This is a genomic window from Streptomyces sp. CNT372, from assembly GCF_000377145.1.
On the sequence record NZ_KB897790.1, the window covers coordinates 101,837 to 124,079 of the forward strand.

A 22,243-nucleotide genomic window follows, 5' to 3' on the forward strand; every position below is an offset into this window, starting at 1 on the left:
CTTGGCCCATGACCGAGAGCACCGCCCCCCGGAACGACGACCACCGCACCGTGCTGCTGCGCGGGGGTGAAGTCCACAGCCCCGCCGACCCCTTCGCCACCGCGATGGTGGTCGAGCAGGGCCATGTCGCCTGGGTCGGCTCCGAGGGCGCGGCCGACTCCTTCGCCTCCGGTGTGGACGAGGTGGTCGACCTCGAAGGGGCCCTGGTCACCCCCGCGTTCACCGACGCGCATGTACACACCACCGCCACGGGCCTCGCGCTCACCGGTCTCGACCTGACAGCCGCCGGCTCCCTCACCGAGGCCGCTGCCCTGGTCCGCCGCCACGCCGAGGCCCACCCCGCCGACCGGGTCCTGCTGGGCCACGGCTGGGACGCCTCCCGCTGGCCCGAGGCACGGCCCCCGCGCCGGGAGGAACTCGACGAGCTCACCGGCGGGCGGCCCCTCTACCTCACACGCGTGGACGTCCACTCGGCCGTCGTCACCACCGCCCTGCTCGACCTGGTGCCCGGCGTCCGCGGCCTCGACGGCTTCCGCGCCGACGCCCCCCTGACCGGCGACGCCCACCACGCGGTGCGCGAGGCGGCCCATGCCGCCGTCTCCCCGGCCCAGCGGAACGCCGCCCAGCGGGCCGCCCTGCACCACGCCGCCTCCCGGGGCATCGGCACCCTCCACGAGTGCGGAGGCCCGCACATCTCCTCCGAGGAGGACTTCACCGGCCTCCTCGCCCTGGCGGGCACCGAGGCCGTGCCGCGGGTCGTCGGCTACTGGGCCGACCGCGACATCGACCGCGCCCGCGCGCTGGGCGCCGCCGGCGCGGCCGGCGACCTGTTCGCCGACGGCTCCCTCGGCTCCCACACCGCCTGCCTCCACGAGCCCTACGCCGACGCCCCGCACACCGGCGACGCCAAGCTCGACGCGGCCGAGATCGCCGCCCATGCCGTCGCCTGCACCGAGGCCGGGCTCCAGGCGGGCTTCCACGCCATCGGCGACGCGGCCCTGACCGCCGTCGTGGACGGCTTCCGGGCCGCCGCGGAGAAGCTGGGCCTCGCCCGGATCCGCGCCGCCCGCCACCGGGTGGAACACGCCGAACTGCTCACCCCCGAGACCGTGGCCGCCTTCGCCGAACTCGGGCTCACCGCTTCCGTCCAGCCCGCCTTCGACGCCGCCTGGGGCGGCGAGGACGGTATGTACGCCCGGCGCCTCGGCGCCGAACGCGCCCGCGCCCTCAACCCGTTCGCCGCCCTGCTGCGCGCCGGCGTGCCCCTCGCCTTCGGCTCCGACAGCCCCGTGACCCCCCTCGACCCCTGGGGCACGGTCCGGGCCGCCGCCTTCCACCGCACCCCGGGGCACCGCGTCTCCGTCCGCGCCGCGTTCACCGCCCACACCCGCGGCGGCTGGCGGGCCACCGGCCGGGACGACGCCGGTGTGCTCGTGCCGGGCGCCCCGGCCGACTACGCCCTCTGGCGCACCGGACGGCTGCTGGTCCAGGCCCCCGACGACCGCGTGGCGCGCTGGTCCACCGACCCTCGCTCCGGCACGCCCGGACTGCCGGACCTCACCCCCGGCGCGGACCTGCCGGTCTGCCTGCGGACCGTGGTCGGCGGACGCACCGTCTTCTCGGGACCGAACGGGTGACGTGCGGACATTTCGTCCCGCGGAGCGATCTCCCCGCCGCTCTGCCACGACCTGCGGATCTTCGTCGCTGACCTGGCCGTTCGGCGTATTCCCGCTGGTGACACGGCTGTTGACAGCCTGCCGCCGTGGCCGGGTAGGTTCGGCCGCGTCCACCACACACGGTCCGACCGGCACCCGTCCGCGCACGTCGTCGAACGCCGCTGGGTCATGGGGTGGTGTGCCGCACCGGCGCACCACCACTGGGAACCAGGTTCAGCGCCAGCGCACCGGAGACAGCGGGAAGGTTTCACCGGCCGGCGGTGCGACCCGGGTAGGGCCCGGCGTTCAGTAGACAACGGCTCTCGGTCGACTCGCAGCCAGCGGGTCCCAGGTCGGCCCGAAGGACGCCGGGTCCGATCCGCTGCCGTGCCCCGGGCCGGCCCCCGGACCGCCGCCGCGGGCCGATGTGTTCCGCCCGTTTCCCCGCCGCACCCTCCGGACCGCCGGGCGCGCTCGCTATGGTGGGGCCCTGCGCGTACGGACACGTTAGGGGCAGCAGTGAACGACGGTGGCGCGGTTCCCCGCGGTGAGGACCAGGGGAGGCGGTACGGCCCGCTCGGCACGTCCTTGGTGATCGTCCCGACCTACAACGAGGCGGAGAACGTCAAGGCCATCGTCGGGCGGGTGCGCGCCGCCGTCCCGGACGCGGACGTCCTCGTCGCCGACGACAACAGCCCCGACGGCACCGGCAAGCTCGCCGACGAACTGGCCGCGGTCGACGAGCAGGTCCACGTCCTGCACCGCAAGGGCAAGGAGGGCCTGGGCGCCGCCTATCTGGCCGGCTTCCGCTGGGGCATCGAGCACGGCTACGGCGTCCTGGTCGAGATGGACGCCGACGGCTCCCACCAGCCCGAGGAACTGCCCCGTCTGCTGACCGCCCTCAAGGGCGCCGACCTCGTCCTCGGCTCCCGCTGGGTGCCGGGCGGCCGGGTCGTGAACTGGCCCCGGCACCGCGAGATCCTCTCCCGCGGCGGCAGCACCTATTCGCGGATGCTCCTCGGCGTCCCGATCCGCGACATGACGGGCGGCTTCCGCGCCTTCCGCGCCGGGACCCTCCAGGGCCTCGGACTGGACGACGTCGCCTCCCAGGGCTACTGCTTCCAGGTCGACCTGGCCCGGCGGGCCGTCGAGGCGGGCTTCCAGGTCGTCGAGGTGCCGATCACCTTCGTGGAGCGCGAACTGGGCGACTCCAAGATGAGCCGGGACATCGTCGTCGAGGCGCTGTGGCGGGTGACGGCCTGGGGCGTCGGGAGCCGCGCGAACCGGCTGCTCGGGCGGAAGCCCAGCGGCCACTGATCCCCTCCTTACGCCACTCGTGCGGCGGCCCAGGCACACTGGGGTCATGACGACCGGTGCACCCACTCCGACCGCCCGCGGACGTTCGCGCGTCCGCACCTTCCTGCCCCTCGGCATCGCCGCCTGGCTGGTGCTGGAGATCTGGCTGCTGACCGTGGTGGCCGGCGCGGCCGGCGGCCTCACCGTCCTCGCCCTGCTCGCGGGCGGGGTTGTGCTGGGCGCGGTCGTGATCAAGCGCGCCGGCCGCCGCGCCTTCACCAACCTCACCGAGACCATCCAGCGCCAGCAGCAACAGCCGCCCGGCGCTGCCCCCGAGGCCGCCCGCGCGAGCGAGGGGAACGGCCTGCTGATGCTGGGCGGCCTCCTCCTGCTGCTGCCCGGCCTGATCTCCGACGCGGTGGGCCTGCTGCTCCTCCTGCCGCCCGTACGCATCCGTATCGCCCGCTCCGTGGAACGCTCCCTGGAGCGCCGGATGAACGCGGCCGGACCGGGCAGCCTGGGCAGCGCCTTCCAGCAGGCGCGGATGCACCGGCCCGACGGCAAGGTCGTCCAGGGCGAGGTCGTCCGCGACGACGACCGCCCCCAGTCCCCGCCGCCCCCGTCCCCGCCCCTCACCCCCTGACAACCCCCGGCGCGGCATGCGGCAGAGGCCGGGGCCGGCCACACCCGGAGGTGTGGCCGGCCCCGGCCTCGTCGTGCCGTGGTACCGCGTGTCAGCGCACTACGCGGACTTGCGGCTGTCGCGCGGGTGCACCGCGATGTTCATCGCTCCGGAGCGCAGGACCGCCAGCCTCTCGGCCAGCACCTCCTCCAGCTCCTCGCGGGTGCGGCGCTCCATGAGCATGTCCCAGTGCGTACGCGCCGGCTTGCCCTTCTTCTCCTCGGGGCCGTCCCCGTCTACGAGGAGTGCCTGGCTTCCGCAGACCTTGCACTCCCACTCCGGCGGAATCTCCGCTTCGACCGAGAAGGGCATCTCGAAACGATGCCCCTTCTCGCATGCGTACTCCACCGCCTGGCGCGGGGCCAGATCGATGCCGCGGTCGGTCTCGTAGCTGGTCACCACGAGGCGCGTGCCGCGAAGAGCTCGCTCACTCATGAATCGTGCCTCCCGGGCTTGTCGCCCACAGGACAGGTGTCGCTGTCGTCGTCATCCGGTCAACGTCCGGTCGGCGGTAAAGATTCCCGTTGCGGGTCATGCGTCGCCCGTCGTGCCGCCCTTGTTCTACCCACCAGTGCCCGGTTTGTCACATCTGACAACAGATGTCACCCAGCGTCTTTCGTCCTTGAACGCGCAGTAACGGTCCGCCTGGCAGGCCAAAGGCGTACACTACCGGCCTTTCACTTCCGCGTTCAAACGCGGTCCGGCAGCGGGTTGCCCGCGGCGAGCACCGCGCGGCGCACCGGAACCCGCGCGAGCAGCGCGAACCCCAGCATGAAGAAGATCACCAGGGAGATGATGGCATCCCGGTAGCTGCCCGTCACCTGATACGCGAGCCCGAACACCAGTGGCCCCAGCCAGCTCAGCCCCCGGTCGCTCATCTCGTACGCGGAGAAGTACTCCGCCTCCTTGCCGCGCGGCACCAGGTGCGAGAACAGCGAACGGGACAGCGCCTGGCTCCCGCCCAGCACCAGACCGATCCCCGCCGCCAGGCAGAAGAACCAGACCGGCGCCCCCGCCGGGAGGAAGTAGCCGGCCGCCAGGATCAGCGTCCACACCACCAGCGAGCCGAGGATCGTCCGCTTCGCGCCGTACACCCGCGCCAGCCGCCCCATCCCCAGTGCGCCCGCCACCGCGAGCACCTGCACCAGCAGCACCGCCGTGATCAGGGTCGTCTGGTCCAGGCCCAGCTCCTGAGAGCCGTACACCGAGGCCTGCGAGATGACCGTCTGCACGCCGTCGTTGTAGACCAGGTACGCCAGCAGGAACGACAGCGTCAGCGGATGGCGGCGCATGTCCTTCAGCGTGGCGATCAGTTGCCGCCACCCCGAGAGCGTAGCCCCCTCCGAACCCGGCGGCACCCGCCGGTCACGCAGCCGCCGCAGCGGCACCAGCGTCCAGGCGCCCCACCACAGGCCCGCCGAGGCCAGGCAGATCCGGACCGCCTCGCCCTCCGACAGACCGAAGGACTCATGGCCCGAGTACAGGACCAGATCGGCCACCAGGACCAGCGCACCCGAGGTGTAGCCGAACGCCCAGCCCTTCGAGGACACCGCGTCCCGCTCGGCCGGACCGGCGATCTGCGGGAGGTAGGCGTTGTAGAGGACCATCGACACCGCGAGCGAGGCGTTGGCGACGATCAGCAGCGCGGCCCCCAGCAGATAGCGGTGGCCGTCCAGGAAGAACATCCCGGCCGTCGCGCCCGCGCCCAGATAGGCGGCCGCCGCGAGCAGCGGCTTCTTCCGCCCGGTCCGGTCCGCCGCCGCGCCCGCCAGGGGCATCACCAGGACGGCGACCACGATCGAGACGGAGATCGCGTACGGGAAGAGCGAGCCCGCGCGCACCGGGATGCCGAGCGGATGGACGAAGCCGTCCTCGTCCGCCGCGGCCCGGGCGATCGCCGTCAGATACGGCCCGAGGAATACGGTGACGACAGTCGTCGAGTACACCGAACACGCGAAGTCGTAGAAGTACCATCCGCGTTGCTCCCGCAGCCGCTCCCGTGCGGCGTCCGGCCCCGCGCTGTCCTGCGTCGTCCCCGCGGTCATCCGCGCCCCCTCGTGTCTCCCGTGCGCGGACGCGCCGGGGAGTCCGGACCCGATGTCCTCACACCCACAGTCCGCGTTCGGTCAGCACCGTGCGCAACGTCTGAAGATGATCGGTCATGATCCCGTCCACGCCAAGGTCCAGGAGGCGCCTCATCGACTCGGCGTCGTTGACCGTCCACACATGGACCTGGAGGCCGCGCGCGTGAGCCGCGCGCACGAAACGGCGGTCCACCACCCGCACCCCGCCCTGCCGTTCGGGCACCTGCGCGCACACCGCCCCCGCCCGCAGCGGCACCGGCAGCCCGTACGAGGCGAGCCGCAGCGCCGCCACCCCCGCCACCCCGTACGAGGTGGCCAGCCGGGGCCCCGCGACCCGTGCCGCGCGGGCCACCCGGCGCTCCGAGAACGAGCCCACGCAGACCCGGTCCCAGGCCCCGGTCCGCCGGATCAGGCCGATCAGGGGCTCCAGCGCGGACTCCGCCTTGAGGTCGACGTTCCACCGGGCCTGAGGGAACTCCTCCAGCAGCTCCTCGAAGAGCGGCAGCGGCTCACGGCCCGCCACCCGCGCGCGGCTCACCTCGCTCCACGGCAGCTCCGCGATCCGGCCCCGCGTGTCCGTCACCCGGTCCAGCGTGTCGTCGTGGAAGGCGACCAGCCGCCCGTCACGGGTGGTGTGCACATCGGTCTCGAACCAGCGGTAGCCGGCGTCGGCGGCACGGCGGAACGCGGCGGCGGTGTTCTCGATGCCGTCCGCCGTGCCGCCGCGGTGCGCGAAGGCGAGAGGGCGGGGGTGGTCGAGATAGGGGTGGCGTATGGGGGTCACGGCCGCAGTATGACCTGCTCCGGTGAGCCGGTGGCGACCACGGTCCCCCTCTTCGCCGGACCGGGCACCGCGAAGACCCGCAGGAAGAACTGCGCCAGTGGCCCGATCGCCACGGCGTAGAGCACCGTGCCCGCGCCCACCGTGCCGCCGAGCAGGAAGCCCGTCGCCACCACCGCGATCTCCAGCACCGTCCGCACCAGCCGGATCGACCGGCCGGTGAGCCGGTGCAGCCCGGTCATCAGCCCGTCGCGCGGCCCCGGCCCGAAGCGGGCCGAGATGTAGAGCCCGGTGGCCATGCCGTTCAGGACCACGCCGGCGACGAGCAGCGGGATCCGGACCGCAAGGGACCCGGCCCCCGGGACCAGGGCGAGGGTCGCGTCCATCGCGAGGCCCACCACGAACACATTGGACACCGTGCCCAGCCCGGGCCGCTGGCGGATCGGGATCCACAGCAGCAGCACCGCCGCGCCCACGACGATCGAGACCGCGCCGATGGAGATCCCGGTCCGCTCCGAGAGCCCCTGGTGCAGCACACCCCACGGCTCCAGCCCCAGCCCCGCCCGCACCAGCAGCGCCGAGCTGATCCCGTACAGCGCCAGCCCCGCGTAGAGCTGGAACAGCCGCCGGGCGAGGAAGGCGGAGCGCGGGCCGGCGGCCGGCGCGGCCGGGTCCCCGGCAGACGGGGCGGACGGACTCCCGGCGGACGGCGTGGACATGGGACTACCCCCTGGTGGTGTCGGTGGATCGATCCATGCCACTCTGTGGCTACGGAACTTCTGTCAACCATGGCCAATTCGAGGAAGGTGGACTGACTTCTATGTCCCAGTGGACTTCGGCAGTGGGGGCGGCCCAGCTCGCCCGTCTGCTCTCCTCGCAGCAGCCGCGCCCCGCGGGCCCCGGCACCCGCCGCCCGCCCGCCTACCGCGCCCTCGCCGACGGCATCCGGCTGCTCGTCCTGGAGGGCCGCGTACCGGTCGCCGCCCGGCTGCCCGCCGAACGCGAACTCGCCCTCTCCCTCTCGGTCAGCCGCACCACGGTCGCCGCCGCCTACGAGGCCCTGCGCTCGGAGGGCTTCCTGGAGTCCCGGCGCGGCGCGGGGAGCTGGACGGCTGTCCCCGCGGGCAACCCGCTGCCCGCGCGCGGCCTGGAACCCCTGCCGCCCGAATCCCTCGGCTCCATGATCGACCTGGGCTGCGCGGCTCTCCCGGCCCCCGAGCCCTGGCTGACCCGTGGCTTCCAGGGCGCCCTGGAGGAGCTGCCCCCGTACGCCCACACCCACGGCGACTACCCGGCCGGACTGCCCGCCCTGCGTCAGATGCTCGCCGACCGCTACACCGAGCGCGGCATCCCGACCATGCCCGAGCAGATCATGGTCACCACCGGCGCGATGGGCGCCATCGACGCCATCTGCCACCTCTTCGCCGGGCGCGGCGAGCGGATCGCCGTCGAGTCCCCGTCCTACGCCAACATCCTCCAGCTGATGCGCGAGGCGGGTGCCCGGCTCGTCCCCGTCGCCATGGCCGACGGACCGGGCGGCTGGGACCTGGCCCGCTGGCGCCAGGTGCTGCGCGAGGCGGCCCCCCGCCTCGTCTACGTCGTCGCGGACTTCCACAACCCGACCGGCGCGCTCGCCGACGAGGACCAGCGCCGCGCCCTGGTCGAGGCGGCCCGCTCGGCCGGCACCGTCCTGGTCGTCGACGAGACCATGTCCGAGCTGCATCTCGACGACGACGTGGAGATGCCCCGCCCGGTCTGCTCCTTCGACCCCGCCGGCTCGACCGTTCTCACCGTGGGCTCGGCGAGCAAGGCGTTCTGGGCGGGCATGCGGATCGGCTGGGTCCGCGCCGCCCCCGACGTGATCCGCTCCCTGGTCGCCGCCCGGGCCTACGCGGACCTGGGCACGCCCGTCCTGGAGCAGCTGGGCGTCAACTGGCTGATGCGCACCGGCGGCTGGGACAGCGCCGTGGCCGTCCGGCGCGAGCAGGCCCGGGAGAACCGGGACGCCCTGGTAGCCGCCGTGCGCCGGGAGCTGCCGGACTGGGAGTTCACCGTCCCCAGGGGCGGGCTGACCCTTTGGGTGCGCACCGGCGGGCTGTCCGGCTCGCGGCTCGCGGAGGTGGGGGAGCGGGTCGGCGTCCGCGTCCCCTCCGGGCCGCGCTTCGGCGTGGACGGCGCCTTCGAGGGGTACGTCCGGCTGCCGTTCACCGTCGGGGGCCCGGTCGCGGACGAGGCGGCGGCCCGGCTGGCGTCGGCGGCGCGCCTGGTACGCACCGGGGCGTCGACGGGCGCGGAGTCGCCCCGCACCTTCGTGGCCTGACGCGGGCCCGGGGAGTGGCCCGGCGCGGGTCCGGGGAGTGGCCCGGCGCGGGTCCGGGGAGTGGGCCGGCGCGGGTCCGGGGAGTGGGCCGGCGCGGGTCCCGGCCGTGGGGGTGCGCACGGCGAGGGCGCGGGTCCGCCGGGGTGCGCACACGGCGACGGCCGGGGCCCGCGGAATCCGCGGGCCCCGGCCGTCGCCGTGTCGTCGTGGCGGTCAGCCCTCCGCCGGCACCGCCGCCACCGGCTTGTGGAGGGCGGCCGGGGCGGGCTCCCCGTCGTCCTCCCGCCGGCCGTCGTCTCTCTCGCCGGGGTCCGCCGGGAGCAGGGCCAGCACGGCCTGCCGCAGCTCCTCGGCCGTCGTGTCCTCGTACGGGTCGGGCGTCGCCGGGACCTGGAGCCGCAGCACCGGTCCGGTGCCGAGGCGCACGTAGCCCCGGCCCGGGGGGACGTCCGGGGTGGGAGTGGTGGGCGGCCGGTCCCCGAGGACCGCCTCGGCCTGTTCCTCGCCGACCGGGCCGAGGACGACCCGTGCGCGGGTGTGGGTGCGCACCGTCTCGCTCAGCGCCCCGGCGCTGTCGAAGTGCTCGGCGACGACCACGGTGACCTGCACCGCGCGGCCGTGCCGCAGCGGCACCTGAAGCAGTTCCTGCGGGTCCATGTGCCCTTCGGCCGCCGCCAGGTGGCCGAGGACGCCGGGCCGGTCGACGAGGATCCACAGCGGCCGCCGGGTGTCCTCGGGTGCCGGCTGCCCCGCCTGCCGCGCGCGGTTCGCGGCGATCAGCCGGCGCTCGGTCTCGTGCGCCGCCCACTCCAGCCTCGACAGCGCACCCGCGAGCCCGCACTCGACGGCGACGACACCGGGACGGCCGGTGAAGCAGGTGTACTCGCCCGTCCCGCTGCCCTCGATGATCAGTACGTCGCCGTGCTGGAGGGCCTGGAGGGCGAGGGACCGCAGCAGGGTGGTGGTGCCGCCGCCGGGCTCCCCGAGCGCGAGCAGATGCGGCTCCCCCGACCGGGGGCCGGTCCGCCACACCACGGGCGGCGCCTGCACGGTCTCCCCGCCGACGACGACGGGAACGGTGCGCTGCACCGCGTCCGCGTCGGTGAAACCGAGGACCGTCTCGCCGGGCGAGGTGACGAAGTGCTGGGCGACGACGGCGGTGGACAGGGCGGGCAGCACGCTCATGTCGAGCTGGTTGCCCTCCTCGTCCCACTGGAAGCGGTACTCCCGGCCGCGGCCCGACTTGGCGTGCAGCAGCTTCTCGATCCGGGTCCGGGACGAGGGCTCGGAGTCCGTGAAGTACGCCGGGTAGGTCACGCGCAGCCGGCTGACGCGGCCCTCGTCGTCGAAGGCGTACTGGCTGAAGGCCCTGCTCCACTCACCGCCGTGGGCGAAGAGCGGCGCCGGGTCCCCGTCCGCCGAGAAGTACGGCACGAGGGCCTCGTACAGGGCCCGCAGCCGGGCGGTCTCGGCCTCGTCGGGGCCGGTCTTGACCGGCACCCGGACGCGGCCCGCCCAGGCGGCCGCGCCCATCACCGTGATCAGGGCGATCAGCGGCCCGTACGGGATGAGCGCGACCGCCAGCACGCCGGCCGCCACGAAGAACAGGGTGGGACCACGCCGTTCCTTCGGGGTGGCGGCCCACTTGCTGCGGGCCGTGGCGGCCAGCTTCCGCAGACCACGGCCGACCGTGATCAGCGGATGGAGGACGTCCGTGGCGCTGTCGGCGGCCGTGCGCGCCAGCTCGCGGCTGCGGGCGATCGGTGCGCTGCCGCTGGTCAGAATGCGGGGGAGTGGTCGCCGGGCCACATCTGTCTCCTGGGGTTCTCGTCGGGCCTACGGGGGTCAGAACTTGATCCCGCCCAGCAACCCGGCGAGGCTCGTGGTGCCTGCCGTGATGCTCGGCGCGATCGCGGTACCCGCGAGGAAGAAGCCGAAGAGTGCGGAGACGAACGCGTGCGAGGCCTTGAGGCCGTCCTTCCGGAAGAAGAGGAAGACGATGATGCCGAGCAGCACGACGCCCGAAATGGACAGGATCATGGGGTTCTCCTGGGTGAGGGGACATTCACCATCAGTTCTTCCATGCTCACGAAAAGTGTCTATACGACAATGAGTGCGAACGGGTGAAATGTCGCTCTTTTCACCGGAACGGCCCACAGGTGGCGGCGTACCGGCGCGCGTGCGGCCCCGCGACCCGGCACAGTTCCGCACGGTCCTGCAAGCCACGGACCGGGCAGTACCCTGTCGGTTCACTCGCACGACTCCGGTCGTCGTGCGCCCAGGTCCACGTGGTGAAAGGCGGTCCGTCCGATGAGCGAAGTCCCGGACTCCGAGGTGATCGAGCTGGCGACCAAGGTCTTCGACCTGGCGCGTCGCGGCGAGACCGAGACCCTGGCCGCCTACCTCGACGCCGGGGTCCCGGCCAACCTCACCAACGACAAGGGCGACACCCTCGTCATGCTCGCCGCCTACCACGGACACGCGGCCGCGGTCGAGGCGCTGCTCGCCCGCGGCGCCGAAGCCGACCGGGCCAACGACCGCGGCCAGACCCCGCTCGCCGGGGCCGTCTTCAAGGGCGAGGACGCTGTCATCCGCGCCCTGCTGGCCGGCGGTGCCGATCCGGCGGCCGGAACACCCTCCGCCGTGGATACCGCGCGGATGTTCGGGAAGACAGACCTCCTGGAGCTGTTCGACGGCCGCTGAGGCGGCCGCCGCGCACCCCCGCCCGCCCACCGGCATCCGCACGGGCCCACCCGGCCCGGCCCCGCCGGCCTCCGTACGGGTCCCGCACGGACCCCCGCGGGCCCGGCAGCGGAAGCACCACTTCCCCTTTGCTCCCCCGGGGCCCGGGGGAGCGTCGTAAATGTGGTCGCGGTGGCGAAATGGGTGGGTCATCATGACGTCAGCCCTGTCCCGGACCTCATCATCCGGGACTTCCCCCGAGGGCACCGAAGAGAGGCAGAGGACCATGGCTTGCATCGAGCACAGGACGCGTCGGACGACGGGCGGCCCCACATGCTGCTGCGCGGCGTAGGCACACCACTTCCCGGTCGCGTCGACAGCTTGATGTGAGGCACTCCCCATGTTCGATCCAGTCATAGCGCCGAGCGGCACCCTGCTCGGCCTGCTGCAGCGGGGCCGCGGCGACGGCACCCTGCACGCGCTCGCCGCCCCCCGGTCCGAAGCGCTCGCGGCGCTCAACCACTGCGTGGTCCACGACCCCCGCCACGACTGGCAGGTCGAGAACCGGTCCCTCTACTACGCACGCCTCTATCTCGACCTCCACGGTTCCCTGGAGGAGATCGAGCGCCATCTGTGCGACGCCGAGGACCACCTCGACACCGCCGAGACCCGCACCGGTCTCGCCCTCGCCGTCCTCGGCCACCTCGCCGCCTACGGCCGCGGCGACGCCCTGGCCCTGCTCCGGCGGTACGCGGCGACCGGCGCCAACTGGGAGTGGGCACTCGACGAACTCGCGCTCCGCGACGACGACGCCGGACTGCGCTCCCTCGCCGCCCCCGTCCTCGCCCGCTTCCCGGCCACCCCCGAGGGCGACGCCGAACTGGCCACCGCCGTGCGGGACGCCTTCGAACCACGGCCCTGGCGGCTCTGGTCCGAGGACCCCCGCGACTCCGTGGGCGCCCGGATCCGCGCGGCCCGCGAAGCCGGCTCCTTCGACCGCTGGCAGCGCCAGCTCAGCCCCACCGGCCCCCGGCCCGGCTGGAGCGTGCGCGCGGTGCTCGACTGGGCGGACGAGGGGCTGGAGCGCGGCGCCCCCCGGCATGTGCCCGCGGCCCGCTGCCTCGCCGCCGTGGCGGGGCCCGAGGACCTGACCGACATCGTGCTCGCGGCCCGTCTCGGCAGCGACGGCGCCCGCTCGGCCGCCCTGCACTATCTCGCCGGCGCGCAGGAGCCGGTCGTCCTCGACCTCATCGAGGAGGCGGTGACGGGCGGCTCCCGCGCCGTGGCCGACGCGGCGGTCGCCGCCTTCGAGCGGATGTGCGGCGAAGCCGCCGTGGACCGGGCCCGGGGCTGGGTGCACCGGCCCGACGCCCTCGGGGCCTCCGCCGCCGGTGTCCTCGCCTGCCGGGGCACCGCCGCCGACGCGCCCCTCGTGCTCGGCGCCCTGCGGGAGACCGTCCGTGTCGACGGCCCCGACTCCCCTCTGCTGTGGACCCTGGTCGACGGTGCCGGGCGCCTCGGCATCGCGTGCGCCGCGCCCGTCCTGCGCCACGTCTACCGCGAGACGACCTCCTCCCGTCTCCGCGGCCGTGCGGCCGGGGCGCTCGCCGCCACCGACCCCTCCTTCGCCACCGGCTTCGCCGTCGAGTGCCTCTGGGACTGCGAGGAGACGACCCGCGAGGTCGCCGCCCGGCACGCCGAGACCGGTGATGTGCGCGTCGCCGACCGCCTGCGCCGCCTCGCCGCCGACCCGGCGGAGGAGGACGAGGTGCAGAGCGCGGTGCGCAGCCGCCTCGGTCCGGACATGCCGATGGTGTGACCGGCGGGGCCTTCCGTCGCCCCGCCCCGACCCGCCCCGCCTCGTTCCGCTCCGGTTCGGGGCGGTCGCGGGGCGGTCGCGCGTCCGGGTCCGGTGGCCGTGGGGCCCGCCGGCGGGCGGGGCACGCAACGCTCACGGGACGTTCCCCGGGCGGACAGCTTTCCGTCGGCGCGACCACCCCGGGCGGGACGACAACAGAGGCATGCGTGTCGTCATCGTCACCGAGTCCTTCCCTCCCGACGTCAACGGGGTCGCGCACTGCACCCTGCAGACCGTCCGGCACCTCGCCGACCGCGGTCACGAACCCCTCGTCGTCGCCCCGGACACCGACGGGGCGCGGCGGGCCGACGCGGAAGCGCCCTGCCCGGTCGTCCGCGTGCCGTCCGTGCCGCTGCCCGGTTACCCGCAGGTCCGCGTCGCCCTGCCCAACCGCCGGGTCACCGCGGCCGTCGCCGCGCACCGGGCCGACCTCGTCCATCTCGCGAGCCCCTTCGTCCTGGGCGCGCGCGGGATGGCCGCCGCCGCCCGGCTCGGGCTGCCCGCCGTCGCCGTGTACCAGACGGACCTGGCGGGGTACGCCCGTACCTACGTCGGCACCGGCGAGAGCGCCGCCTGGCGGCGGATACGGGCCGTGCACGGGGCCGCCGACCGCACCCTCGCGCCCTCCACGGCCGCCGCGCGGGACCTGACCGCGCACGGCGTCGACCGGGTCCACCTCTGGCCCCGGGGCGTCGACACCGCCCGTTTCCGGCCGCAGCGGCGTGACGAGCGGCTGCGGAGCGGGATCGCCTGGCGCGGCGAGACGATCGTCGGCTACATAGGACGCCTCGCGCAGGAGAAACACGTCGAACTCCTCGCCGGGGTCTGCGAGCTGCCCGGCGTCCGCCTGGTCGTCGTCGGGGACGGCCCGACCGGTCCGGCTCTGCGCGCCGCCCTTCCCGGCGCCCTCTTCCTGGGCCGGCTCACGGGCGAGGCGCTGGCCCGGATCCACGCCTCGCTGGACGTGTTCGTGCACACCGGCCCGTACGAGACCTTCTGCCAGACCGTCCAGGAGGCCATGGCGAGCGGGGTGCCGGTTGTCGCACCGGCCGCCGGCGGGCCGCTCGACCTGGTCGAGCACGGCCGGACCGGGCTGCTCGTCCCGCCGCACGACGCCCCCGCGGTGCGGGACGCGGTCGCCCTCCTCGCCGCCGACCCCGGGCTGCGCGCCGCGTACGGGCGGGCCGGGCGCGCGGCGGTCAAGGGCCGCACCTGGGACGTGGTCGGCGACCGGCTCCTGGACCACTACGCCGAGGTCATCGGCGCGCGGGCGGCTCCCGTGGCGGCCTGAGCGGCCCGCCGGGCGGTCAGGCCGAAGGGTGCGGCGGCCGGGTCGAGGGGTGCGGCGGCCGGGTCGAAGGGTGCGGTGGGTTCGCCGGCGGGACAATGAGGCCATGGCCGGGCGCTGGGAGTTCTGGGTCGATCGCGGCGGGACCTTCACCGACATCGTGGGCCGGCGGCCCGACGGGCGGCTGGTGAGCCGCAAGCTGCTCTCGCACGATCCCGGCCGCCGCCGGGACGCCGCCGTCGAGGGAATCCGGCTGCTGCTGGAGGTCCCGGAGGGGGCGCCCGTGCCGGCGGACCGGGTGGCCTCGGTCCGGATGGGGACCACCGTCGCCACCAACGCGCTGCTGGAGCGGCGCGGCGAGCCGACCGTCCTGGTGATCACCGAAGGCTTCCGGGACGCGCTGCGGATCGCCTACCAGAACCGGCCCCGGATCTTCGACCGGCACATCGTGCTGCCGGAGGCCGTCTACCAGCGGGTCGTCGAGGTGCCCGAACGTGTCGACGCGCACGGCCGGACCGTCCGCCCGCTCGACGAGGACGCCGTCGCCGAGCGCCTGGCCGCCGCCCGCGCGGACGGCCTCACCTCGGCCGCCGTCGTCCTGGTGCACGGTTACCGCCACCCCGGGCACGAGCGCCGGGTCGCCGGGATCGCCGGCCGGCTCGGGTTCACCCAGGTGAGCTGCTCGTACGAGGTCAGCCCGCTGATCAAGCTCGTCCCCCGGGGCGACACCACCGTGGTCGACGCCTATCTCACCCCGGTACTGCGGCGCTACGTCGACGAGGTGGCCGCCGAACTGCGCGGCATCCGGCTGATGTTCATGCAGTCCAACGGCGGGCTCCGCGAGGCGGACCACTTCCGCGGCAAGGACGCCGTGCTGTCCGGGCCGGCCGGTGGTGTGGTCGGCATGGCGCGGACCTCGGCCCGTGCCGGGTACGAGCGGGTCATCGGCTTCGACATGGGCGGCACCTCCACCGATGTGTCGCACTACGCGGGCGAGTTCGAGCGGGAACTCGGCACTCAGGTCGCGGGGGTGCGGATGCGGGCGCCGATGATGAGCATCCACACCGTCGCCGCCGGCGGCGGATCCGTGCTCCACTTCGACGGCCGCCGCTACCGCGTGGGCCCCGACTCGGCGGGCGCCGTCCCCGGGCCCGCCTGCTACCGGCGCGGCGGCCCGCTCACCGTGACCGACGCCAACGTGATGCTGGGACGCGTCCAGCCCGCCCACTTCCCGGCCGTGTTCGGCCCGGACGGGGACCAGCCGCTGGACGCGGAGACCGTGCGCGCCCGCTTCACCGACCTCGCCGCCGAGGTCGGCCGCGCGACCGGCACCCCGCGCACCCCCGAGGACGTCGCCGCGGGGTTCCTGGAGATCGCGGTGCTCAACATGGCGAACGCCGTCAAGAAGATCTCCGTGCAGCGTGGCCACGACATCACCCGTTACGCCCTCACCTCCTTCGGCGGCGCGGGCGGGCAGCACGCCTGCGCGGTCGCCGACGCGCTGGGCGTGGACACCGTGCTCGTGCCGCCGCTCGCCGGGGTCCTCTCCGCGTACGGGATCGGGCTCGCCGACGCCACCGCCATGCGGGAGCAGTCCGTCGAGGACGGACTGGACGAGGAGTGCGCCGGGCGGGTGCGCGGACTGTGCGACCGGCTCGCCGAGGACACCCGCGGCGAACTCCTCGCCGACGGCGTCCCGGACGAGGCGATCACCACCCGCGCGCGGGTCCTGCTGCGGTACGCGGGCACCGACGCGAGCCTGCCGGTCCCGCTGGGCGGGGCCGCGGGGATGCGTGCGGCCTTCGAGGAACTGCACCGCGCCCGGTACGCGTTCACGACGGAGAAGCCCGTGGTCGTGGAGGCCGTGGTGGTGGAGGCGGTCGGGGCGGCGGACGAGGGGCGGGAGAGTGCGGGCGGGGGCTCCCGGGTGGTGGGGGCGGTGCCGGGCGGCGCGGGCGGTCCCGTCCCGGGCGGGGCGGCCGAGCAGGTACGGATGCATGTCGCGGGGGAGTCGCGCACCGTGCCCCTCGTCCGGCGCGACGCGCTGCGTGCCGGAGACGGACTCACCGGGCCCGCCGTCGTCGCCGAGGCGGACGCGACGACCGTCGTCGACGCGGGCTGGCGCGCGGTCGCCGGGGAGGACGGGCACCTGGTCCTGCACCGGGCCGAGGCACGGCCCGGCCGCACCGCCGCCGGCACCGAGGTCGACCCCGTCCTCCTGGAGGTCTTCAACAACCTCTTCATGTCGATCGCCGAGCAGATGGGCGTGCGCCTGGAGAACACCGCGCACTCCGTCAACATCAAGGAGCGCCTCGACTTCTCCTGCGCCCTGTTCGAGGCGGACGGCAACCTGATCGCCAACGCACCCCATATCCCCGTCCACCTCGGCTCCATGGGCGAGTCCATCAAGGAGGTGCTGCGCCGGAACGAAGGGCGGATGCGGCCCGGGGACGTCTACGCGATCAACGACCCCTACCACGGCGGCACCCATCTGCCGGACGTCACCGTGGTGACACCCGTCTTCGAAGGGGAGGCGCTGCGCTTCCTCGTCGCCTCGCGCGGGCACCACGCGGAGATCGGCGGTATCACCCCCGGATCCATGCCCGCGTTCAGCCGGACCGTGGAGGAGGAGGGGGTGCTCTTCGACAACTGGCTGCTCGTCAGGGACGGGCGGCTGCGGGAGGAGGAGACCCGCGGACTGCTCGCCGCCGCCCGCCACCCCTCCCGCGCACCGGACACCAACCTCGCCGACCTGCGCGCCCAGATCGCGGCGAACGAGAAGGGCATCGCCGAACTCCGCCGCATCACCGAGGAGTTCGGCCTCGACGTCGCCCAGGCGTATATGCGGCACGTACGCGACAACGCCGAGGAGTCCGTCCGGCGGATCGTCGCCGGGCTCAGCGACGGGGAGTACCGCTACGAGACCGACGGCGGCGCGGTGATCCGGGTCGCGGTGCGGGTGGACCGGGCGGCGCGGTCCGCCGTCATCGACTTCACGGGCACCTCGCCCCAGCGGCCGGGGAACGACAACGCCCCCTCCTCGGTGGTCAGGGCCGCGGTGCTGTATGTCTTCCGGACCCTCGTCGGGGAGGACATCCCGCTCAACAGCGGCTGCCTGGAGCCGCTGGACGTCCGTATCCCCGAGGGCTCCATGCTGGCCCCCGCGTACCCGGCGGCCACCGTCGCGGGCAATGTGGAGACCTCCCAGGCGGTCACCGGCGCGCTCTACGCGGCCCTGGGCGTCCAGGCCGAGGGCTCGGGAACGATGAACAACCTCACCTTCGGCAACGAGCGCGTGCAGTACTACGAGACGATCGCCTCCGGGGCGGGGGCGGGCGAGGACTTCGACGGCGCGGATGCCGTGCAGACGCATATGACCAACTCCCGGCTCACGGACCCGGAGGTCCTGGAGTGGCGCCATCCGGTGCGGGTGGACTCCTTCCGGCTGCGCGCGGGAAGCGGGGGGCGGGGGCACCGGCACGGCGGCGACGGCGTCGTCCGGGAGATCCGCTTCCTGGAGCCCATGACCGTCACCCTGCTCACCGGGCACCGGAGGGTCGCCCCGTACGGGATGGCGGGCGGGGAGGCGGGCGTCCTCGGCGAGAACCGGGTGGTGCGGGCGGACGGCCGCACCGAGCGTCTGGAGGGCGTGGACACGGTGGAGGTCGGGCCGGGGGACGTCCTCGTCGTCAGCACACCCGGAGGTGGCGGCTACGGCCCCCCGCCGCCGGACACCTCCTGAGGCACCCTGAACCCACGGCGCTTGCGGGCGGCTAGGGCCGGTGGACCTCGTCGTGGCCGGGCTCGACGGCCGACCGGGCACACCGGGACGGGGGTCAGCGGTGCGCCGGCACGTGGGGCAGCGGCGTCCCCGGGACGAGGGTCAGCGGCGTACCGGGACGAGGGTCAGCGGCGCACCGCACAAAGGTCAGCGGCGCACCGCACAAAGGTCAGCGGCGTACCGGGACGAAGCGGACCGGCGTCCCCGGGACGGCCTGGGCCGCCGCCGGGAGGTCGCGCTCGTCGACCACTCCCACCACCGGGTAACCGCCGGTGGTCGGGTGGTCGGCGAGGAAGACCACCGGGCGGCCGTCGGGCGGCACCTGGACCGCGCCCAGCACCATGCCCTCGCTGGGCAGTTCACCCGGAACGGACCGCTCCAGCGGCGGCCCATCGGTACGCAGGCCGATGCGGTTGCTCGCCGAGGACACCCGGTACCCGGGCCCGGCCAGGATCCGCAGCGCGCCCGGGGCGAACCAGTCGTCGCGCGGGCCCGGCCTCAGCCGCAGGACCAGTTCGGCGGGCGGGGCGGGCCACGGGACCGGCGCGTCGAGCCGGGCCGGGGGACCGGCCGGGGTGCCGAGCGGCAGCACCGCGCCGTCCGTGAGCGGCGCCGGGCCCAGCCCGGACAGCAGGTCCGTCGACCGGCTGCCCAGCACGGGGTCCACGGCGACGCCACCGGCGAACGCCAGGTACGAGCGCACCCCGCGTACCGCCGGGCCCACCCCGAGGACGGCGCCGGCCGGGACCCGCAGGGGCGCTCCCCACGGCGCCGGACGCCCGTCCACCGTCACCGCGCACGGCGCACCGCCGACGGCGACCGCCGCGGGGGCCCGCAGCCGGACCGCGCAGCCGCTGAGCGTGGTCTCCAGGACCGCCGCGTCCTCCGGGTTCCCGACGAGTCGGTTCGCCAGCCGGGCGGAGGGGCCGTCGAGGGCTCCCGAGCGGGGCACCCCGAGGTGGGCGTGGCCCGGACGGCCCGCGTCCTGCACGGTCGTCAGCGCACCCGCCCGCACCACGGCGAGAGCCCGGTCCGTCACCGGCCCACCGCCGTGAAACGCACCCGGGTGCCCGGTGCCAGCAGGGCCGCGGGCTCCCGCGCCGGGTCCCACAGCACCGTGTCCGTGGCGCCGATCAGCTGCCAGCCGCCGGGCGAGGACCGCGGGTACACGCCCGTGAACTCGCCCGCCAGCGCCAGCGATCCCGCCGGGACCACCGTGCGCGGGGTCGGCCTCCTCGGTACCGCCAGCCCGGCCGGCAGCCCGGTCAGATAGGCGAAGCCGGGAGCGAATCCGCAGAACGCCACACGGAACGTCAGGGACGTGTGCCTGCGCACCGCCTCGTCCACCCCGACGCCCCACAGCTGTGCGACCTCGGGCAGGTCCGGGCCGTCGTAGCGGACGGGTATCCCGACCACGCCCGCCGTGCCCCGGTCCGGGTCGGGCATCTCCCAGCGGACCAGCTCGCGGGCGAGCCCGGCGGGATCGTCCAACCCGTCCAGGAGGACGGTGCGGGCGGCCGGCACGACCTCGCGCACCGGCGGCAGCAGCCCGGCCCCGCGCCGGCGCAGCACCTCGGCGTGGAAGGCGGCCGTCTCGGCGGCGCCCGCCAGCTCGACGAGCAGCGCCCGGTCGCCGACGGGCAGGGCGCGCACGGGCCGGCCCGGGCCCGATGCGGGCGCCGCCGCCTCCTGCGTGGTCACCGGCGCTCCGTGCGTGGTCATACGAACGCCTCCACCGTGACACCGGCCGTCTCCAGCTCGCCGCGGACCTGCCGGGCGAGGGCCACCGCCCCGGGGGTGTCCCCGTGCAGGCACAGGGACCGGGCGCGTACCTCCACGGACCGCCCGCAGACCGAGGTGACCACCCCGAACCGGGCCATGCCCACCGAGCGTTCGACGACCGCCGCCGGGTCGCTGATCACCGCGCCCTCCCGGCCGCGCGGCACCAGGGTGCCCTCCGCCGTGTACCCGCGGTCCGCGAACGCCTCCGGGACGACCGCGAGCCGCTCCTTCCCGGCCGCCGCGTGGAGCCGCGACCCGGGCAGGCCGAGCACGGGCAGCTGCTCCCCGGCGAGCAGCACCCCCGCCACCACGGCCTCGGCCTGCTCCTCGTCGTGCACGACCCGGTTGTACAGGGCCCCGTGCGGCTTCACATAGGAGACCCGGGACCCGGCGGCCCGGGCGAACACCGCCAACGCGCCTATCTGATAGGCGATCTCGGCGGCCAGTTCGTCCGGCGGGACGTCCATGGCGCGGCGGCCGAAGCCGGCCAGGTCTCGGTAGGACACCTGGGCGCCTATCCGGACCCCGTGCGCCGCGGCGAGTTCGCAGACCCGGCGCATGGTGACCGCGTCCCCGGCGTGGAAGCCGCAGGCGACATTGGCGCTGGTGACCACCGACAGCAGTTGCTCGTCGTCGGTGAGCCGCCAGCGGCCGAACCCCTCGCCGAGGTCGGCGTTCAGGTCGATGGCTCTCACAGCAGTTCCTTTCCGCGGGTCTCCGGCAGCCCGGCCAGCGCGAGGGCCGCCAGGCCGTAGCCGGCCGCGCCGAGGACGAGGGCCCCGCCCACTCCCCAGCTGTCGGAGAGGAAGCCCACCAGAGTCGGCAGGAAGGCGCCCACGGCACGGCCGCTGTTGTAGGTGAAGCCCTGCCCGGTGCCGCGCACGGCCGTCGGGTACAGCTCGCTCAGATAGGACCCGAAGCCGCTGAAGATGGCCGACATACAGAAGCCCAGCGGGAATCCGAGCACCAGCAGCAGCGAGTTCGAGCCGGCCGGGATGTTGGTGTAGGCCAGGATGCCGGCCGCCGACAGGGCGGCGAAGAGCAGGATGTTGTTCTTCCGGCCGATCAGGTCTGTCAGATACCCGCCGGTGAGGTAGCCGATGAAGGCGCCGGATATCAGGAAGGCCAGATATCCGCCCGTGCCCACGACGGTCAGCTCGCGCTCGGTCTTCAGGTAGGTCGGCACCCATGTGGCCAGGGTGTAGTACCCGCCCTGTACGCCGGTGGAGAGCAGGGTCGCGAAGACGGTGACCCGCAGCAGGTCCCTGCGGAAGATCGCCGAGAACGAACCGCGGTGCGCGCTGGTGCGACGCTGCTCGGCGGCGCCCGGCGCGTCGCTGACGTTCCGCCGCACGTAGACGATGAGCAGCGCCGGGAGAGCGCCCGTCCAGAACATCACGCGCCACGCCGTGTCCGGGTCCAGGAAGTGGAAGACCAGGGTGTAGACGAGGACGGCGAGGGCCCAGCCGGCGGCCCAGGCGCTCTGCACCGCGCCGAGGGTGCGCCCCCGGTGCCGCGCGGTGGCGTACTCCGCGACGAGGATCGCCCCGACCGCCCACTCGCCTCCGAAGCCGAGCCCCTGGAGGGCGCGGAAGACCAGCAGGGTCTCGTAGTTGGGCGCGAAACCGCAGAGCACGGTGAACACCGCGTACGTGACCACCGTGATCAGCAGCGCTCTGACCCGGCCTATCCGGTCGGCGAGGATCCCGGCGAGGACGCCGCCCAAGGCGGAGACGACCAGGGTCACGGTGGTGAGCAGGCCCGTCTGCCCGTTGTCCAGGCTGAAGTAGGCGGAGATCGCCACCATGCTCAGCGGCAGGGTGAAGTAGTCGTACGAATCGAGGGCGTACCCGCCGAACGCGCCGCTGAAGGCCCGGCGGCCGCGCGGGCCGAGCGAGCGCAGCCACGCGAACGCACCGGTGTCCTCGGGGCGTTCGTCGAGGACCGGCTGTGCCTTGGTCGTACTCATCTGCACCTCGCTGGGTGGGGAGGGACGCACGGGGGAGTGCCGTCGGCGGACCCGGCGGTGGGGCG

Annotated in this window: 18 protein-coding genes; 8 read left to right on the forward strand and 10 right to left on the reverse strand. The window is 74.6% G+C overall.

Annotation, left to right across the window (positions count from 1 at the left end; genetic code table 11):
* The first annotated feature begins 8 nt into the window (after window positions 1–8).
* The 3 genes from C593_RS0125420 (at window position 9) to fxsA (ending at window position 3,594) form a co-directional block, all read left to right on the forward strand.
* Window positions 9–1,637, forward strand: a complete 1,629-nt coding sequence (locus C593_RS0125420) for an amidohydrolase (RefSeq protein WP_018850147.1) — start codon at window positions 9–11, stop codon at window positions 1,635–1,637.
* Window positions 1,638–2,174: 537 nt separating this feature from the next.
* On the forward strand, window positions 2,175–2,972 hold the full coding sequence (locus C593_RS0125425) for a polyprenol monophosphomannose synthase (RefSeq protein WP_018850148.1): 798 nt from the start codon (window positions 2,175–2,177) through the stop codon (window positions 2,970–2,972).
* 46 nt (window positions 2,973–3,018) lie between these two features.
* Complete coding sequence (gene fxsA, locus C593_RS0125430) at window positions 3,019–3,594, forward strand: FxsA family membrane protein (protein WP_018850149.1); 576 nt, start codon at window positions 3,019–3,021, stop codon at window positions 3,592–3,594.
* A gap of 99 nt (window positions 3,595–3,693) precedes the next feature.
* Here fxsA and C593_RS0125435 read toward each other — a convergent pair whose 3' ends face one another.
* The 4 genes from C593_RS0125435 to yczE all read right to left on the reverse strand — a co-directional run bounded on the left by C593_RS0125435 (window position 3,694) and on the right by yczE (window position 7,217).
* The gene (locus C593_RS0125435) at window positions 3,694–4,068 is read right to left on the reverse strand and encodes an RNA polymerase-binding protein RbpA (protein WP_026278069.1); all 375 of its coding nucleotides are present in this window, start codon (window positions 4,066–4,068) and stop codon (window positions 3,694–3,696) included.
* Window positions 4,069–4,322: 254 nt separating this feature from the next.
* Window positions 4,323–5,678 carry an MFS transporter gene (locus tag C593_RS0125440; RefSeq protein ID WP_018850151.1) on the reverse strand — a complete coding sequence of 452 codons (1,356 nt, stop codon included), beginning with the start codon at window positions 5,676–5,678 and terminating at the stop codon, window positions 4,323–4,325.
* Window positions 5,679–5,736: 58 nt separating this feature from the next.
* Window positions 5,737–6,501: a glycerophosphodiester phosphodiesterase family protein gene (locus C593_RS0125445; protein ID WP_018850152.1), complete on the reverse strand. Its 765-nt coding sequence runs from the start codon at window positions 6,499–6,501 to the stop codon at window positions 5,737–5,739.
* Entirely contained in the window at window positions 6,498–7,217 is a 720-nt protein-coding gene (gene yczE / locus C593_RS0125450) for a membrane protein YczE (protein ID WP_018850153.1), read from the reverse strand. The genes C593_RS0125445 and yczE overlap by 4 nt, the downstream gene beginning before the upstream one ends.
* 101 nt (window positions 7,218–7,318) lie before the next feature.
* Between yczE and C593_RS0125455 the strand changes: the two genes are divergently transcribed.
* Window positions 7,319–8,818, forward strand: a complete 1,500-nt coding sequence (locus C593_RS0125455) for an SCO1417 family PLP biosynthesis transcription factor (protein WP_026278071.1) — start codon at window positions 7,319–7,321, stop codon at window positions 8,816–8,818.
* Window positions 8,819–9,031: 213 nt separating this feature from the next.
* Here C593_RS0125455 and C593_RS0125460 read toward each other — a convergent pair whose 3' ends face one another.
* The gene (locus C593_RS0125460) at window positions 9,032–10,627 is read right to left on the reverse strand and encodes a hypothetical protein (protein WP_018850155.1); all 1,596 of its coding nucleotides are present in this window, start codon (window positions 10,625–10,627) and stop codon (window positions 9,032–9,034) included.
* A 36-nt stretch (window positions 10,628–10,663) separates the two neighbouring features.
* A complete protein-coding gene (locus C593_RS0125465; protein WP_018850156.1) occupies window positions 10,664–10,858 on the reverse strand; it encodes a hypothetical protein in 195 nt (64 codons plus the stop codon).
* Between the two features lie 270 nt (window positions 10,859–11,128).
* On the opposite strand from C593_RS0125465, the gene C593_RS0125470 reads away from it, so the two are divergent.
* The 4 genes from C593_RS0125470 to C593_RS0125485 all read left to right on the forward strand — a co-directional run bounded on the left by C593_RS0125470 (window position 11,129) and on the right by C593_RS0125485 (window position 18,388).
* Window positions 11,129–11,521, forward strand: a complete 393-nt coding sequence (locus C593_RS0125470; RefSeq protein ID WP_018850157.1) for an ankyrin repeat domain-containing protein — start codon at window positions 11,129–11,131, stop codon at window positions 11,519–11,521.
* Between the two features lie 379 nt (window positions 11,522–11,900).
* Window positions 11,901–13,319, forward strand: a complete 1,419-nt coding sequence (locus C593_RS0125475) for a hypothetical protein (protein ID WP_018850158.1) — start codon at window positions 11,901–11,903, stop codon at window positions 13,317–13,319.
* Between the two features lie 202 nt (window positions 13,320–13,521).
* The gene (locus tag C593_RS0125480; protein WP_018850159.1) at window positions 13,522–14,649 is read left to right on the forward strand and encodes a glycosyltransferase family 4 protein; all 1,128 of its coding nucleotides are present in this window, start codon (window positions 13,522–13,524) and stop codon (window positions 14,647–14,649) included.
* 103 nt (window positions 14,650–14,752) lie between these two features.
* Window positions 14,753–18,388 carry a hydantoinase B/oxoprolinase family protein gene (locus tag C593_RS0125485; RefSeq protein ID WP_018850160.1) on the forward strand — a complete coding sequence of 1,212 codons (3,636 nt, stop codon included), beginning with the start codon at window positions 14,753–14,755 and terminating at the stop codon, window positions 18,386–18,388.
* Window positions 18,389–18,596: 208 nt separating this feature from the next.
* Here the strand turns inward: C593_RS0125485 and C593_RS0125490 are convergent, their stop codons facing one another.
* From C593_RS0125490 to C593_RS0125505, 4 genes are all read right to left on the reverse strand, one after another.
* A complete protein-coding gene (locus C593_RS0125490) occupies window positions 18,597–19,466 on the reverse strand; it encodes a 5-oxoprolinase subunit C family protein (protein WP_018850161.1) in 870 nt (289 codons plus the stop codon).
* Window positions 19,463–20,080, reverse strand: coding sequence for a 5-oxoprolinase subunit B family protein (locus C593_RS0125495; RefSeq protein ID WP_026278072.1), 618 nt, complete (start codon window positions 20,078–20,080; stop codon window positions 19,463–19,465). Before C593_RS0125495 ends, C593_RS0125490 begins: the two co-directional genes overlap by 4 nt.
* 65 nt (window positions 20,081–20,145) lie before the next feature.
* Window positions 20,146–20,904: a 5-oxoprolinase subunit PxpA gene (locus C593_RS0125500; protein ID WP_018850163.1), complete on the reverse strand. Its 759-nt coding sequence runs from the start codon at window positions 20,902–20,904 to the stop codon at window positions 20,146–20,148.
* Window positions 20,901–22,178 carry an MFS transporter gene (locus tag C593_RS0125505; RefSeq protein WP_018850164.1) on the reverse strand — a complete coding sequence of 426 codons (1,278 nt, stop codon included), beginning with the start codon at window positions 22,176–22,178 and terminating at the stop codon, window positions 20,901–20,903. Before C593_RS0125505 ends, C593_RS0125500 begins: the two co-directional genes overlap by 4 nt.
* Between the last annotated feature and the right edge of the window lie 65 nt (window positions 22,179–22,243).